The following is a 16,274-nucleotide window of genomic DNA, read 5'->3' on the forward strand; positions in this document are numbered from 1 at the left end:
GTTTGTTCCATCGGTAGTCCATGCAACAAAAACAAATCCTGTTTTCGTTGGTGCGGGCGAAGGAACGGTTGCCGTTTTGCCCTCCTCCACTTTCTGGTCTGCAGGAACGGGCGTACCGCCGTCGGCATCGAACGTTACGGTGTAGTACGTTCTCGCTTCGTCATCGTCTCCGCAGGAGACAAGGCTCACTGCGATGATACCCAAAAGAGCGACAAACAAAATTCGTTTCATAGTCTTGAAATTTTATCGTTTTACATACACTTATATATATGTTGCAAAATTATACTGTCTCCATATCTTTCAATACCCCACTTGTGGGAGTTTTTATACGAGAGAGACAAAAAACGCAATTAAAAACGGAATACTGACGTAAAGTTTACCGGTTACAAACAAAAAATATTATCTTTGTGGTAAAATAACCGGTTAGTGAACGAAACTCCCCATAGCGGATGAAGCGAAATGGCATGTCTATGAACTCGCATGCCGGAACTATTGTAAGGAAAATGACAAACATACCGAAAAACTCCCACAAGTGGGGTATTGCGTTTCGGCCGGGGAAACATAATTTTGCAACGAAATCGTTGAACGTCAAATTCCTTGTAAGATGAAGAGAACTGCCGTCATACTATTGATTACGCTCGTTGCCTTTTCCGCAGCAATGCGGGGAGAAAACCGGTATGCCGACTCTTTGCTGCATCTGATGAAGAAAAAACAACTGACCGACCGCGAAATGGCAATCATGTATGCCGACATTACCGAATCATATTGCGCCCACGACATGCCCAATACTTTAAAGTACGGTACGCTGGGGTTGAACGCAGCCCGGCGGTGCGATGACAAGACACTGATATTCCGTTTTTACAATTATATCGGTTCCACATACACCTACCGCTGCTCTTACGATACCGCAAAAGTTTATTTGGATTTGCAGATAACTGCCGCACGGGCAACGGAGAACCCGAAACTCGTGCAGAAAGCCTATCAGGCCGAGGGTAATTTCTATGCCCGGCAGGGATTGTTCATTCTTGCAATCGAGAGTTATCTCAACGTGTTGAAACATTTCGACGGTGATGAAAGCTGTCGCGATTATATAATCGCACACGGCAACATCGGCGAGTGCTACCGCAGGTTGGATAATCCGAAGCGGGCACTGGGCTATCTGGAGCGGGAAAGAGTGCTGGCGGAAAAGTACAACGAACCTACCGCCATAGGGCAGGCGCACAGAGAATTGGGATATGTATATTTGGCATTGGGCGATGCGGACAAGGCATTGAAATATATGCTTAAGGTAAAACCGAAAAAGAAAGGAACACCGGTAAATCATGCAGATCTCAACGAAGCCCTTGTCAAAGCATATCTTATGAAAAAACAATATAAAGAGGCATTGGCATGTGCCGCCGAATGCGAGGAGGCCGCATTGCAATTGGGCGACCCGTATATACGCACATTGACGTGGAATGCCTACGCAGACATCTACCGCGCCCAAGGACGATACGCCGAATGCCGCACCACCGCTCTGAAAGCATGGAACAACGATTCCGTGTCGCCGAACACCGCTCCGGTATCGGCGTTCAACATTGCTTTCGCCTCCGCCGCACTCGGCAGAACGCACGAGGCGGCACATTTCTTCAAAGCATACGAACGCATGATGAAGGAACGAACCGACAAGAACTACCACGAAGCATTGTCGCAGATGGAAGTGATGTACGAGACAGAGAATAACCGTCAACAGATAACGTCTCTCGAAAAAGAAAGACGGCTTTATATCATGGTAAGCCTGTCGGGACTGCTCATTCTGCTGTTGATTATAGGGCTGCTCGTGTACCGACACCGCCTGATCAGAAAGAAACGCGAACTTACAGAACAGCAACTGAAACAGTTGGAGCAGGAACGGAAACTTATATCCACGCTCGCACTTTTAGATGGAGAGAATGCCGAGCGCACCCGTTTGGCACGCGACCTGCACGACGGTCTGGGCAGCATGCTCTCGGTTGTCAGACTGCACCTATATGGCATTAAGAGTGCCTACGCACTGACGGAGGCGGATATGGAACGAATGGATAAAGCCCGGCAGATGCTCGACAAACTGATGAACGAACTCCGCCATGTGGCACACAATCTGATGCCCGAATCGCTTTCACGCTACGGTATAAAAACCTCGGTGGAAGATTTCTGCCGGTCTGTCCCGATGGCAAACTTTCAGTTCTTCGGCGAAAATATACGTCTCGACAGCCGACTTGAAGTACTCATATACCGCTGCGCATGCGAACTCGTCAACAACGCGATGAAACATGCCGAAGCCACACTCATCAACGTACAACTGACGGCGGACAAACGTCTTGTGTCACTCTCAGTGCAGGACAACGGCAAGGGGTTCGACACCGAAACCGTGACATACGGAGCAGGCTTTGCCAACATGCGCAACCGCATAGCCGCCTATAATGGGAAAATCAACGTGTATTCCGCTCCCGATGCAGGGACGGAAGTAACCATCGAAATAGAATTGGAGTGAGATATGATACGGGTACACATAGCGGACGACCACCGCATGCTGGTCGAAGGATTACAGGTCGCCATTGAAGAATCAGGCATAGCCAAGGTTGTTGACACGTCGCACACGTTTGCATCTTGTCGTATAACACTACGTTTCAGACTTCCCGACGTGCTTCTTTTGGACATCTCCATGCCCGACGGCAACGGTATCGAATTCTGTAAAGAGATACACGAAACATATCCCGACATGAAGATACTGATGCTCACTTCCTACGACGAATATACAATGGTTAGTCGTGCCGTGGCAGCGGGAGCATCGGGTTACATACAGAAAAATGCCTTGTCAGAAGAAGTAATAGAAGGCATAAAAACCGTCATGGCGGGCAGACAATATTTTAGCAATGACATAGACCGTATGATGAAAAAACGCAGCAACCATTCCGTTTGGCTTACCGCCCGCGAACAGGAGTTGCTGCGCCATATCGTGAACGGTTGCACCAATCAACAAATCGCCGACCGCATGTTCCTCAGTATCGAAACCATCAAGACTTACCGTAAAAACCTGATTCTAAAATTGGGAACGAAAAATGCCGCAGAGTTGGTACACATCGCCATACGAGACAAATGGGTGTAAAAAATTGATTCATACGTAAAACAAAATGATAATACAAGCACTCTGTAAAATTAATCATTTTTGCAGAGGCTTCTGACTATTTATCATGTTTCTACCTCCGAACCGGCATCTCATTTGTACTTAATCGTACTGCAATATCACCGAAATTATTCACCAATTTAGGCGGTTTTACTCACCAATTTCGCCTAAATTGCCAAGCAGTTTCTATCTAATGACAAACATACTTATTATCAATTAGTAACAGAATGCATACCAATAAAAAACATATACAGATGGTACTATGCCGAATCAATTACTTTCGCAGAGGTTATATCGTAATTCCAAATATCATGGTTTTTCGTTTTTACTACCTGCGTTTCATTCGGTGATGATTTTTACCGCCTGCATATTACTTGAATTTATTGTTTTCTTAACTTGATGCAAAGTTATCATACAGCCTCAGTTCTTTATCAATCATGTTCATTGGAGTGGCAAAAACGCTTCCAATGCGTAGAATGGCACATAATGCAAACATTTTCATATTGTTTTTAATAATATCCGAACTGCTTTTTTGTTATTAGTAATATTAAGGAGTATTTTTGTCTCAACAAAATATTTTAACAATGAAACAAGAGCAAATAAGGTATGAAGAATGGTTGACAACGATAGCCAACACCCGCCTTGTATATAACACTATGGAAGAACTGGAACAGTTTTTTGACAATCGTTCGATACACAGTAATGGTATCAAGCGTTGTTTTGTGACACAAAAGAAACTTCGCTCCGCTTTCAGAGACCTCAATATGGAGGTGGAGTTGCAAACCGATGGTATATTTGATTTGTATAGCATCATGTACCATTATAAACAAGCATGGATTTTCTTTCACAACCATCTTTACAGACGTGCAAATCCCGAACGTATTGCTTTAGAAATCATGTCATATTGTTACTCACCATACGTTCGCAACGGATTGGGTAATAAGAAACGTGCCATATTTAAAAAAATTACGGAGCAGGAAATCAATGTGCCTTTCTTGATTCTTATGCTTATGAAAGCCATTCCCGGCTACGACTCAAAAGAAGGGGATGTGATAGATATGCCTCACCAATATGAATGTGTGATACATTTAATGGAGAAATTCGTTAGCGGTACTTCACAGTTCGGTTTACTCCCAATAATTATTAGGGCAAGAGAAGAAACACAGAAGAGCCGACTTATGCTGCTATTCTATGTGCAACAAATCTTAGACATATACGAGTCTTACACAGAACCGGAAAATCTTTATGGTTTGGCTAATGATATTAAGAATAGTACTGTGAATTTGGATATTGCAGGATATTGGAATGAATGTGGAGGCAAGTTGCTATATACTAATTTTTGGCAAATAGAGAATGCTCTTAACAACGGAACATATTTTTTAACCTATTGGCAAAAGGATGCAGATAATAACCTGTCCGGTATCAGATACTCTCTTTTTATCATAGAAGGTACAGATGGCAATCTTATTTACTACATCCTTCACCCGGAAGCAATTAAGCACAGAATGGAGGGGCTGCAATATAAAGATAATGATCATGTATGGTATCAAACCGAAATGTTGGACGACACTCCCGCAGAACTTCCATTGCAACGACTTATGTTTTCCGGAGTATGGAAATTGAATATCAACCTCACACGATGTTCTGACAGCGATGTGATTGCAAGATATGAGGCATGGCTTAATCATGATTGTAAAATCATAAAACAATATCAGCACTTAGAATATGATTTCCGTCCAAATCTGTATGCAATAACTAAAACTCATTTGTATATCCCATCAGAAAACGACGGTGAATACTACAAGGTTCCAAAATCTTCTTATGAAGGATTTAACCGTGTTCATATTTCGGACAATGTCGGTACAATGCTCATGAATGGCAAAATATATCTTGCTTTCGATGAGTTTATGCTCTATATCAGCACAAGCAAGAACGAACTAAAAAAATATGAAATAGAAAGAGTCAACCGCATCGAATAACACTTTACGAGCAGAATCTTTTAACCCCAATCGGTCATTAGACCGCATTTGCTTAGATTTGCCATTACCGTTACGCTTCCCAACCGCTTTTGTCCGATTGGGGTTTAACATAAAGGTTCATCCGACAAGAAGTATCTCTTTGTCAGATGAACCTTTTTTGTATTAGTTATGATTGGACACGTTTAGAGGATAAGAATTTCATTTCGCCTCCCGCTTTGTGTCCCGTTGTCATTTTACCTTCTTGTGTACCTCAAGCATTGCTTTGGGATCGAGCATTTCGTCGAGTTGTTCTTTGGTAAGAAGTCCTTTTTCGATTGCCACTTCTTCCAAACTCTTGCCGGTTTCCATCGCTTCCTTTGCAATCTTGGTGCTGTTCTTGTAGCCGATGTAAGGATTGAGTGCGGTTACGATACCGATGGAGTTTTTAACCATGTCAAGATTGTGTTTGGCATTTACGGTAATTCCTTTTATGCACTTCTCGCGCAGGGTGTCCATTGCATTTACGAGCCATGTCATGCTCTCGAACAGACATTCGGTTATGACCGGTTCCATGACGTTGAGTTGCAACTGCCCTGCCTCTGACGCGAAGCATACCGTGGTATCGTTGCCGATAACTTTGAAGCATACTTGGTTCATCAGTTCCGGGATTACGGGGTTTACCTTGCCCGGCATGATAGAAGAGCCCGGTGCCATTGGAGGCAGATTGATTTCGTGTAGTCCGCAACGTGGACCGGAAGCCATGAGTCGCAGGTCGTTGCACATCTTCGACAGTTTAACTGCCAGACGCTTCAATGCCGCAGAGTAACTTACGAATGCTCCGGTGTCCGGTGTGGCTGCTATCATGTCTGATGCTTTCTCGAATTTCTCGCCTGTCAGTTCGCTCAGGCGGAGGGTGCACAAGTCATCGTAGCCCGGTGCTGCGTTAAGTCCGGTACCTATGGCTGTTGCTCCCATGTTTATCTCGTGCAGCAATTTGACGTTGCGCTCGATGTTGGCAATCTCCTGTTGCAGACTGTTGGCATAAGCGTTGAACTCTTGTCCCGATGTCATCGGAACGGCATCTTGAAGCTGCGTGCGTCCCATCTTCACTGCGTCCTTGAACTCCTCTGCTTTTACGCGCAATGCTGCAACAAGGTTTTCAATACTCTTTACGAGACCTTTGTTCATTCGTATAACTGCATAGTGTATGGCGGTGGGGTAAGCATCATTTGTAGATTGTCCGCAGTTTACATGGTCATTGGGCGAGCAATGCTGATAGTCGCCTTTCTCATATCCCATGATGTCCAGTGCGAGATTGGCAAGCACCTCGTTTGCGTTCATGTTAACAGAAGTACCGGCTCCGCCCTGCATCATATCCACGGGGAAATTATCCCAATGTTTTCCGGCGATTACTTCGTCTGCCGCACGGCATATTGCTTCTGCGATCTTCGGGTCGAGTTCTCCCAATTCGGCATTTGCCATCGCGGCTGCTTTTTTGACGTATGCAATTGCTATGATGAACTCCGGATAGTCCATCATTCGGGTGTTTGAGATTTTGTAATTGTTGATAGCGCGTTGGGTCTGTACGCCATAATAAGCATTGGCGGGAACCTGAAGTTCGCCCAACAAATCAGATTCTACTCTGAAATTCTTTGAATCGTTTGCCATTATTGATTATTAGTTAAATTATGGCACCGTACAGTGCCCATAGTATTAAATAATTTGGTTACGATGCAAAGTTAATCAATAAAAATACCACCGCACAGAAAAAACGATAGTTTTCCGTTAATTTAATAATGTTTAACGGCATTAACAATATTTAACCACGGTAATAAAATCGGGTAATTTTGTGGTTTCACCGTGATTTAACCCAAATCGGCCATTAGACCGCATTTGCTTAGATTTACTATTGCCGTTACGCTTCCCAACTGCTTTAGCCCGCTTGCTGACATCTGCGCAGCCATTACATCTCAACGTAGCCCGCCACGCCTTCGATGAAAATGCTGCACATCTGCTCAACAATCGAACAAAATCGGTTGAGGCTTCTTATGACCGATTTGGGTTTAACCGGTATATTATCGGGTGTATAAAAAATCAAGGAGTCAATACATCAGTCTTTTATTCCGGTTATGCCTTGCCGGTTAATTCGACTGCCGTATTGACTCCCAATAAAGAGTTAATTCCTAATCAGAAATTACTTTACCACCACCTTAACAGTTTTGCCGTTAGACAGTTTAAGTATGTTTACACCGGTTTCCGGAACATTGATTTCCTGACCCGCCGCATTATAGCGTGCAACTATTTCAACATTCTTGTCTTCTGTTGCAATGTCTTCTATGCCTGTCTGTGTTTCAAGGCTTACAATTTCACAGTTGTGAACTTCCATGTTGAAATGATCCGGATTTGTAATGTTCACTTTCGGGGCAATGAAAGCGACTACGTGCATGTTCTTCGTAACATATTCTGCCGGTACGGTATATGAGAAATTATTCTCGTAGGCATCACCGTTCCAAGAGATTGTGTTACCCTTTACCGTTCCGAGCGCAACACGGAAAGTGTTGTTGTGTATAAAGTTTGAACCGCCATTTGTTTGATAAGCTTTCAATCCATCTTCCGTAAGATATACATATATGCCGTAATCTGCGAGTGCTTCTCCTGCGCCGTTAACGCCTTGACCTGATATGGTAATGTCGAGCTTGCGGCTCGTCTCATCGTAGTTTGAATTAATATTTATAGGAGCTAATACCGGAGAAGCGGTATATCTATTGAGAAGACCTGAAATCTGTTCGGCTGCCTGATTTATGTATTGCTCTTTGTATGCGCAAACATAAGCAATGTTGTCGGCAGCATCTTGTGCATCTAAAAGTTCAGAGATGAATAATCGGTTGTATGAAGCCGTTGGGAATCCGGATGGTTTGATGTAAGCCATTATGGAATCGCACTGACGGTTGTTGAATTTGTCTTTTTGCTGCATGTTTCCATGAATTGCCACCCATGCCATATCTTTGCGCAAATCACACAAAGCCTTCAAGAATTTTCCACCCAACGGACACCATGTGCAATACTGCGAGGTGAATTGCTCCAACAGCAATTTCTGTCGCGGAACACTGTTTTCGTAGGAAATGAAACTTGCCTCACACTTGTTGTCAGGATATGAAACAGCTTGACCGTTGATGCTCGCCAGTGAAACAGAAAGTTTGTGTGTTCCGTTGGCAAGTGTGGCAGGAATTGTTATTTCACCATTTGCATCATAATCGGCATTAACTTCAAGCGGAGCGGTGCTGTTGAACGAACCAACTTTTGTTCCGTCAATGGCTAAGTCGAGTACATAATTGTTTGCTTTGTTTTTTCCGAAATTATCAAGAGCCACCTTATATCCCAACTTTTCGCCGGCTTTGGCATATTTCTTGTCAATTGTAAGACTGTTCAGTGTAATATAATCATTCGGAATATTGTCGAGTTCCACTACGGCCTGAATGCTCAGCGTTCCATATTCTGTCCCGAAATTATACCATTTGGCACCTTCACCCAAATTGCCGTAAAGTAGGAAGTCTGTCATAACCGGTGTTTCGACCAATGACAAAGGATAGCATTCGTCTTTATATTTACCACCGGAATTTGTGCTCTTTTGTTTGTACTCAAAACCAAGGTAAAGAGCCTCTACATTGCTTGCGTCAATAGTGCAGGGGTTGTTGATGGCAACTTCGTTCCAACCCTTTTTACCGGTACCGGCATCCTGCGACACAAGTACAGTTTCTTTTCCGTTAGCATCTATCGAAGCGATATACAATTTGAAATTCTCAGCGGCATACCACAGACCTATGCGGAGCATAACAATCTTGCCACCCGAGAATTTTGCCAGCATCGAGTTAGGCAGTTTTGTGACAGCCTTCATTATGCCGGTCTTTCCCGGTGCTCCAAGACCACTCTCTGCGAGTTGGTCGGTTTTGTATGCACCCATGATGCGCTGATTGTCTGCCAATGTAACTTTCTTTGCAACATTTTTCTTCATTCCGCTGTTTACAGAAGATCTTTCAACGAGAACCTTCCCTGCGGTAATGTCCCGCGGCATAACGCTCTGTGCGCTAAGCCCGACAGCCATCAATGCGGCTGCGAATGTCAGTAATAGTTTTTTCATGATTTAAGTTTGATTAAAAAGTTAATTATTTATGGATTTCACAGTCTTTCCGTTTGAAAGTTTCAAGATGTTGAGACCCTTTACCGGCCGACTTGTTTTCTGTCCGTTTGCATTGTAGCGGGCAACTACTTTTGCATCACCGTCGGTTGAGATTTCATCTATGCCTGCCGGTGTCTTGGAGTTGACATAGTTAATGGTAATTGTTGCGCCGGGATACTCATTGCCAAATTTCGGGGGGAATCCACCAAGACTTTCAACTCTTACCAATTGGTATGTCACGGTACATTTGGCATTTTCCGCAGCGTCGCCCAAAATCCATTCAGTGGCAAGATCCATCGTGCTGCCCGCAGAAACAACATCCTTGTCCGAATTGTAATTCCCTTCTGCATCAAACGTCTTGCAACTGCCAACGCAAGCCTGAACTGTACCACCTTCAATCTTGGTTATGTTTAATTTGAGGCAAACACCCTGTTCCTGAGCAGATGTATTCTTGACAGATATTTCAGCCTTAATCATCGGAGGTTCGAATCCATCGTCAAACACCTCGTTCCGCGTCAACGTAGTGCCGTCTGCAATAACGTTGCCGTTCTTGTCTATAAACTGCAACACATTGTCAATTCCCTGCGCAAACGAGACAGTCGTGCCGGCTGCAAGTATTAATAATAATGTAAAAATCTTTTTCATCGTCTTTTTTGTTTTTATTTATTTTACTGATTTCTTTTCCACTTGCTGCACACCACCGCCATTATATACGAAAGCAACTATGGAAACATTTTCCGGTACCCACTTATCGTCCAATTTAAACGTATATGATGCCGTTTTTTCCTCGTCACGTTGAATCGTGAAATCATCGCCCCAAATACCGTTTACCGTGGTACGGAAAACATGGTTGTGAACATATTTCAAGTTGTTGGTTCCATTAGGCATCTTCTGTATTGCGATGATGTTGTCTTCTATAACCCACAACTGCAATTTGCCATTGATGCTATTGCCGATTCCTTTTGTCTTAACGGTTACATTGACAGTTCTGTCTACCTCGTTATAGTTGTTTTCTAATTTAATGCTCAGGTGTGCTTTCTGAGAAATGGCATTATGAACCGCCATTGCCCAATCGTGGTGCTTGAATATTCCTCCTTGCCGGTTAATAAGTCCGGCAGGTTGAAATTCTATTTTCCAATGGTTGTAATATTGGTCGCCTATATCAGTGGCGAGACCGACATACTTGTCATTTCCTTTAAATCCTAATTTTCCGGAATGTATTCCCACGGCAATAATTGTGTCGGCACCATAGTCTTTCTGTATTCGCTCTATCTCGTCAACAGCCTTTGGACAGTTGACACAAAATTGACCGGTAAAATCCTCAATGAGAACTTTTTTCGCCACTTCCGAATCTTTATTTTCCGGCTTATCAACATTCTGCAGCCGTTCGTTCTCGTCGATTTCGCTGCATGATGCCAACGTCATCGCCACACCTATTAATATATATATAATCCTCTTCATCGTCTTCAAGTATTTTATATGCCCTCCACATAAGTGGCAGCGACATTGGTTTAGAAGTTATAGTTATATGATACGGTAAATCCTTTTGACTCCGGAACATATCGGCATACTCCTCCGGAGCAGTTGTAACCGGCGCGCGTACGTCCCCATCCGAGTTGAATGCGGTGTGAACCATGGTTGTATGTCACGAATGACTGATAGTAATGGGTTTTGGTGACACCGCTGTTATACATGTCGGACACGGTAAACATCCATTTCGGTGCGAGCGACAATTCGAGAAGTCCGAACAACCAGTCACCCTCGTCGTCTTTCGTTGCGAGATATTGTGCTTCGGCTCGGAGTTTCGCCTTCGGACTTATTGTAAACATTGCGTCTGCAACGAAAATGTCCGAATGTATCATGCCACCCTCTCCTTCCACGATTGTCTTGTTGTAGAATTGGTTTATATAGGATGCCGTGAGTTTAAATCCTTTGGTAAAACGTTTCTCAATCACTAAGTTCAAATCTTGGTAATAGGTTTGGTCACCCCATTTCCAAAAACTTGATCCGTATCCATCGGAACCTTTCGTGTATATTCCGTTGAGCAGATGTGGGTTTTGATTGATTGCATGAACGTGTGAGAAATTTATCTTAAGACTCGTACCGTAGCGTCCACCGAACACTGTGCGACGTTTGAACTTATACCCGAATTGTGCCTGATATGCCCACTCGCCTGCGGGATGTGTCGCATACGGGTATATGGCGGGCAGAGCATAAGTGTGACTCTCGGTAAATGCCGGAAGATGGTTGAGGAACGACGATGTCCCCGCCATGCTTCTACGACTGCGGAATGCGAAATTGTCCGACCGTTTTGCCTGCAACAGAATGCTCATTCCTTTCTGCGAATACGATGTTGACAGCATGGCAACATATCCCTTACGGTAGTTGTATCCGTTGTCGAACGACGGATCCTGTGTCTTGCCGGCATATTCTGCGAGTACGCTGAATCCGCCTTTCTGAAATCTTGCTCGAAAATCGTACGCGTTTACATTGCAAGGGAATTTCAGTTTGTGGGTGGCATCGACAAACACTTCCTCGTAGTCGGCAGCCTCGTGTTTGTTGACCCATGATGCTCCGAGCGTTATGTACGTGCCGCTCTCCTGCATCTTTTTCGACCATTCGTTTATGTTCAGTTCCATGTCGGCACCGCTTATCCAAGCCTTGTTATGCGACCAATATCTCCGCTGTTTGCCCGCGAGAGCCTTTATCTGCACCCCGTTGAAAGGTTTTACCACCAACCGTCCGCCGAGCAACGAGTTGTCTATTCCAAGTGTGCGCTCCTCGTATGTTCTCAGGATGAAACCCGAGCCGAATTGCTCGTAGTAGTGTCCGAGAGTGAGTTCGACATTCTTAAGTTTTCCTTTGACATAGAAGAACGGCACGCCCCATCCCTTGAAATCTTTCTCGAAACCCGGTAAAGGGTGTTCGAGATAAGAGAATCGCAGACCGGCATCAACATATTTGTTCATTACATTGGCATCTACGTATGTATTTGTACGGAAATCCTCGTTTGACTTGTCGTCCTGTCTGCTCGTCGTAGGTATAAGAATGTCGCTCTGAACACTTCCGCTCAGAGTTACCTTCTTGCCGTCGTCATCGGTCTGTGCCCATGCCGATGACACGAAAGATGCCATGCAAAATGCCAAAAATAGTTTATTATACTGTCTCATCGTTTTCGAAAACGTCTTCCTTGTTTAGTTATAAAATTACACTTGAAAGATTACTTTACCATCTCGCGCACTTTCTCAATCAATTCGTTTTCCGCACCATCGGTATATCCGTTGTGCTTATATGCGATGTTGCCTTGACCGTCAACGATAATAGTAAACGGAACGGTCTGCACGCCGATGGCACGACTGAAATCGCGGTTCGGGTCGAGCAGCACCTCGTACGGCCAGCCGTTGGAATCTACAAGCGGTTTAACCTTGTTTACGTTTTGAGCCTCGTCTATGGATATTGCCACCAATTTCACTCCCGTTTCGTCAACCCAGTCATCGTAAACCTCGCTTATGGCTTTCAACTCACGGTTGCATGGCTTGCACCAAGTGGCAAAAAAACTGATGATAATCGGCTTTCCATTGTTGCTAAGAGTGTCTGTACGAACTTCTTTTCCATTAATACTTTTGAGACCAACCTTTGGCAGTTGAGCCTTTGCTGCCGTGCCAAACAATAATGTCAGCAACAACACAATCATGTAACGTTTCATTGTAGTTAATAATTTTATCAGTGTTTATTCATTTATATTTCATAGAACAGATAGGGATCTGACAAGAGATTTATTGATGTTTTCATCCAATGAATGCAATCCATATAATGTCATTGTTAGTTTGCAAATTTAATTTTTTCTTTTGTAACGACAAAAAAAATAACTAAAAAAATCACATTCGGGGAGATGTTTTATGATTTTACTTGTCGAAATGACAATTTTCTGCCACAAAATACGTGATTAACAACATGCAATGTTTACAGATATGCAGACATTTACAAAATGAAAAACACGATGAAAAAGTATTGTTTTTTGAAAGCCATACAGTCTCTCGTGGCAGGCATTGATATTTCGAGACCTCTGCAAAAGTAAATATGCTTGCAGAAGGTTTCGAACTATTTACGCAGTTTTCACCCCCGAACCGATTCCTTGTTTGTGTCAAATCGTGCTGCGATTTCGGCTAAATTAGCGACCAATTCAGGCGATTTTACTCTCCAATTTCGGCTAAATTGGCGAATAGTTTACATCGAATGATAAACATGCTCGTTATCAACTCACGACAGAACTTGTGTCAATAAAAAACATGCACAAATGGTGCCATGCGGAATTACTTTTTACGAGGTGTTGTTTCCGGCATGATTAAGGCTCTATGTTTTGAACAAATCAATAAAAAACGGGAACGCAACGAATGCGTCCCCGTTTGACTGTAAATTGGTAATTGTGAATTAGCAAATATTACTTTCGTAAAAAATAAATTTGTCCTGCGTATCCGCTTTTTTCCGCTTTCTTAAAGACAAAATGTCTCATGCTTATTTCACATACTCCGCATAGTCGGTAAGATGCATGTCGCCCTTGCGTGCCAATGTGTCGTGCATTGCGAATGCCGCAGGCAGGTTGTGGCGCGTCTGCCCCATCTTTGCAATCTTGAGGTAGTCCCAAAGCAACTGCTTGTAATCCGGATGGGCGCAATTCTCAATGATTGTCTGTGCCCGCTCATACGGACTTTTTCCGCGCAGGTCGGCAACTCCTTGCTCTGTGGCAATGATGTTCACATCGTGTTCGCTGTGATCGAGATGTGAGCAGAAAGGCACAATGGAAGAAATCAGCCCGTTCTTCGCCGTCGACGGGCATGTAAAGATGCTGAGGAAAGCGTTGCGTTCGAAGTCGCCCGAGCCTCCCACGCCGTTCATCATCTTTGTTCCGCTTATGTGCGTAGAGTTTGCATTTCCGTAGAGATCCACCTCAATCGCAGTGTTTATGGCAATAACTCCGAGTCGGCGTATTACTTCCGGCGAGTTCGATATTTCGCTCTGTCGCAGTGTCAGATGCTTACGGCAGTAGTCCATGTTGTCGTAAATCTGCATGAGACACTCGTTTGATACGGTAAGCGAACATGCCGAGGCATCTTTCACCCGCCCCGTAAGGAGCATATCTACCACCGAGTCTTGAATTACCTCGGTATATACGTTGAAATCCGGCACATGCTTGTTCTGTGCCAATGCGCCGAGAATGGCGTTGGCAGTGGAACCCACACCACTCTGCAATGGCAGGAAAGTGTCGGGTATAATGCCGCGGTGCATGTCGGCAATGAGAAATTCTGCGACGTTGTTTCCGATTTGGTCTGTGACCGGGTCGCTGTCTTTGAAAGCCCTTGCTTCGTCCGGCAGGTTACATTCCACAACTCCGGTCAGTCGGCTTGCTTCGAACTCTATGTATGGTGTACCTATGCGGTCTCCCACATGTTCTATCGGAATCGGCTTGCGATACGGAGGGTCGAGCGGTTCATATACGTCGTGCATGAACTTTGCATCAGGACTGTGGAAACTGTTCAGTTCGAGTATCACGCCTTTTTTCGCAAGGCGTACCACTGTCGGAGAGATGCCTCCTGCCGCTGTAAGGTAGCAGCGTATCTTGTCTCCGACCTCCTCAATGTCGCAAACTTCGATTATAGCCCAATCTATGTCTCCGAAAAAACCGTAGCGCAGTTCCTGTGCCATTTGCGACAGGTGTATGTCGTTGTATGCTATTTCTCCGGAATTTACACTCTTGCGGAAGTCTCCGTTGGTGGTGTATGGTGCACGGTATTTTATTGCCTTTGCGTTCGCCAGCACTCCGTCGGTACTCTGTCCCGTTGATGCTCCCGTGAATATTCCCACCTTGAATGGTCTGCCTGCGGCATGTTCGGCCTCGGCTTTCTTTGCGAGTTCGCGTGTCACTGCCTTTGCAGTGCCGGCAGGCGTAAATCCGCTCATGCCGATGTTCTCGTTGTTTTTGATAAGTGCGGCGGCTTCTGCTGCCGTAATACGTGTATATGCCATAGTAAATTTAATTTAAAGAAAATCCTTGGTGCAAAGATAATAAAATTAATGTAAATAGGGAAATACGATACAGAAAGTTTTCCGGATATCGGTGTGTGAAGTCTTGTAATTCATGCTCATACTAAATATTCGTGTCTCCGTTACCATGTAAGAAAGACACAACATAGTAGCCGTCTCTTTCTCCATCAAAAAAAATGTCATAAATAGTGCCTAACCTCATGCCTTCTCTCTTGCTCAGTTCTTCATTACATACGCCTTTACAGAAGATTTTGTCAATTTTGGATTCCGGATCGTCTTTAAACAAATCCATCATATCGGTGTCCAACTTGTATTCATCTTCGCTTTCCATATTTTTCATTATCTCTTTGTATTCGGCATTATCCGCGAGTATGAGTTCCCACGACACACCATCTACGGTATTTCTGCAAACGGCTATTGCCGCCCCGTCTTTCCGAATTATTTTGTACTTGTCGGTTTTGGCATCGTAGTCAATGCCGCGTGCAAAGATTGTAATCAACAAGTCTTCTCTCACCTTTATGTCTTTTCCCAGACATTCCATTCCGAGATGTTTGGCTGTCTTTGCCAAAGCAGTGTAATCTTGATCTATATACATCTGCATTATCCGAGCCGCGTTAATGTCTGTTTTCTTTTTGCGTGACAATGTTTTGGCAACTTCCTCGGCGTTCTCCTTTGCCGGATATTTTTTAGGCTGTGAGCATGCCGCAGTAACAGCAAGCAACATTATTGCCAAAACTGCTGCAAAGGTAAATTCCCTTTTCATAATACTTCGTTGGTTTAATACGTTTGAATGCTTAAATCAATTACTTATTGTTTCCGTTTGCAAATATATGGAAAATAATCAAAAGTTCAAAATTCCGAGAGAAAATATATGTGACAAAATTCATGAAGGAAGCCAACTACATTGTAAGTCACAAGTTGAAATGCAACCGAAATGATTATGATGAATACT

12 protein-coding genes are annotated in these 16,274 nt (G+C 43.9%); 3 read left to right on the forward strand and 9 right to left on the reverse strand.

Annotated features, from left to right (window positions below; all coding sequences use genetic code 11):
* A partial coding sequence (locus EII32_RS08680; protein WP_148096820.1) for an InlB B-repeat-containing protein occupies positions 1-231 on the reverse strand: 231 nt, incomplete at its 3' end.
* A gap of 373 nt (positions 232-604) precedes the next feature.
* On the opposite strand from EII32_RS08680, the gene EII32_RS08685 reads away from it, so the two are divergent.
* The 3 genes from EII32_RS08685 to EII32_RS08695 all read left to right on the forward strand — a co-directional run bounded on the left by EII32_RS08685 (position 605) and on the right by EII32_RS08695 (position 5,124).
* A complete protein-coding gene (locus tag EII32_RS08685) occupies positions 605-2,512 on the forward strand; it encodes a sensor histidine kinase (RefSeq protein WP_125235039.1) in 1,908 nt (635 codons plus the stop codon).
* Positions 2,513-2,515: 3 nt separating this feature from the next.
* Positions 2,516-3,127 (forward strand): response regulator, encoded by a 612-nt coding sequence (locus tag EII32_RS08690; RefSeq protein ID WP_125235040.1) that lies wholly within the window; start codon positions 2,516-2,518, stop codon positions 3,125-3,127.
* A 602-nt stretch (positions 3,128-3,729) separates the two neighbouring features.
* Complete coding sequence (locus EII32_RS08695) at positions 3,730-5,124, forward strand: hypothetical protein (RefSeq protein ID WP_125235041.1); 1,395 nt, start codon at positions 3,730-3,732, stop codon at positions 5,122-5,124.
* Positions 5,125-5,352: 228 nt separating this feature from the next.
* On the opposite strand, the gene aspA is transcribed toward EII32_RS08695, so the two are convergent.
* The 8 genes from aspA to EII32_RS08735 all read right to left on the reverse strand — a co-directional run bounded on the left by aspA (position 5,353) and on the right by EII32_RS08735 (position 16,085).
* Positions 5,353-6,771 carry an aspartate ammonia-lyase gene (gene aspA / locus EII32_RS08700; protein WP_125235042.1) on the reverse strand — a complete coding sequence of 473 codons (1,419 nt, stop codon included), beginning with the start codon at positions 6,769-6,771 and terminating at the stop codon, positions 5,353-5,355.
* A 526-nt stretch (positions 6,772-7,297) separates the two neighbouring features.
* Positions 7,298-9,241 (reverse strand): Omp28-related outer membrane protein, encoded by a 1,944-nt coding sequence (locus EII32_RS08705; protein ID WP_125235043.1) that lies wholly within the window; start codon positions 9,239-9,241, stop codon positions 7,298-7,300.
* Between the two features lie 21 nt (positions 9,242-9,262).
* The gene (locus tag EII32_RS08710; RefSeq protein ID WP_125235044.1) at positions 9,263-9,925 is read right to left on the reverse strand and encodes a hypothetical protein; all 663 of its coding nucleotides are present in this window, start codon (positions 9,923-9,925) and stop codon (positions 9,263-9,265) included.
* Between the two features lie 18 nt (positions 9,926-9,943).
* Positions 9,944-10,741, reverse strand: coding sequence for an Omp28 family outer membrane lipoprotein (locus tag EII32_RS08715; RefSeq protein ID WP_125235045.1), 798 nt, complete (start codon positions 10,739-10,741; stop codon positions 9,944-9,946).
* A 50-nt stretch (positions 10,742-10,791) separates the two neighbouring features.
* Positions 10,792-12,450 carry a DUF6029 family protein gene (locus tag EII32_RS08720; RefSeq protein WP_255416459.1) on the reverse strand — a complete coding sequence of 553 codons (1,659 nt, stop codon included), beginning with the start codon at positions 12,448-12,450 and terminating at the stop codon, positions 10,792-10,794.
* Between the two features lie 50 nt (positions 12,451-12,500).
* Positions 12,501-12,986 carry a TlpA family protein disulfide reductase gene (locus tag EII32_RS08725; RefSeq protein WP_125235046.1) on the reverse strand — a complete coding sequence of 162 codons (486 nt, stop codon included), beginning with the start codon at positions 12,984-12,986 and terminating at the stop codon, positions 12,501-12,503.
* 809 nt (positions 12,987-13,795) lie between these two features.
* On the reverse strand, positions 13,796-15,304 hold the full coding sequence (locus EII32_RS08730; protein WP_125235047.1) for a succinate CoA transferase: 1,509 nt from the start codon (positions 15,302-15,304) through the stop codon (positions 13,796-13,798).
* 121 nt (positions 15,305-15,425) lie between these two features.
* Positions 15,426-16,085 carry a hypothetical protein gene (locus EII32_RS08735; RefSeq protein ID WP_125235048.1) on the reverse strand — a complete coding sequence of 220 codons (660 nt, stop codon included), beginning with the start codon at positions 16,083-16,085 and terminating at the stop codon, positions 15,426-15,428.
* Positions 16,086-16,274: the final 189 nt, after the last annotated feature.

Origin of the sequence: Prevotella sp. OH937_COT-195 (assembly GCF_003932845.1) — a bacterium.
Lineage (GTDB): Bacteria > Bacteroidota > Bacteroidia > Bacteroidales > Bacteroidaceae > Prevotella.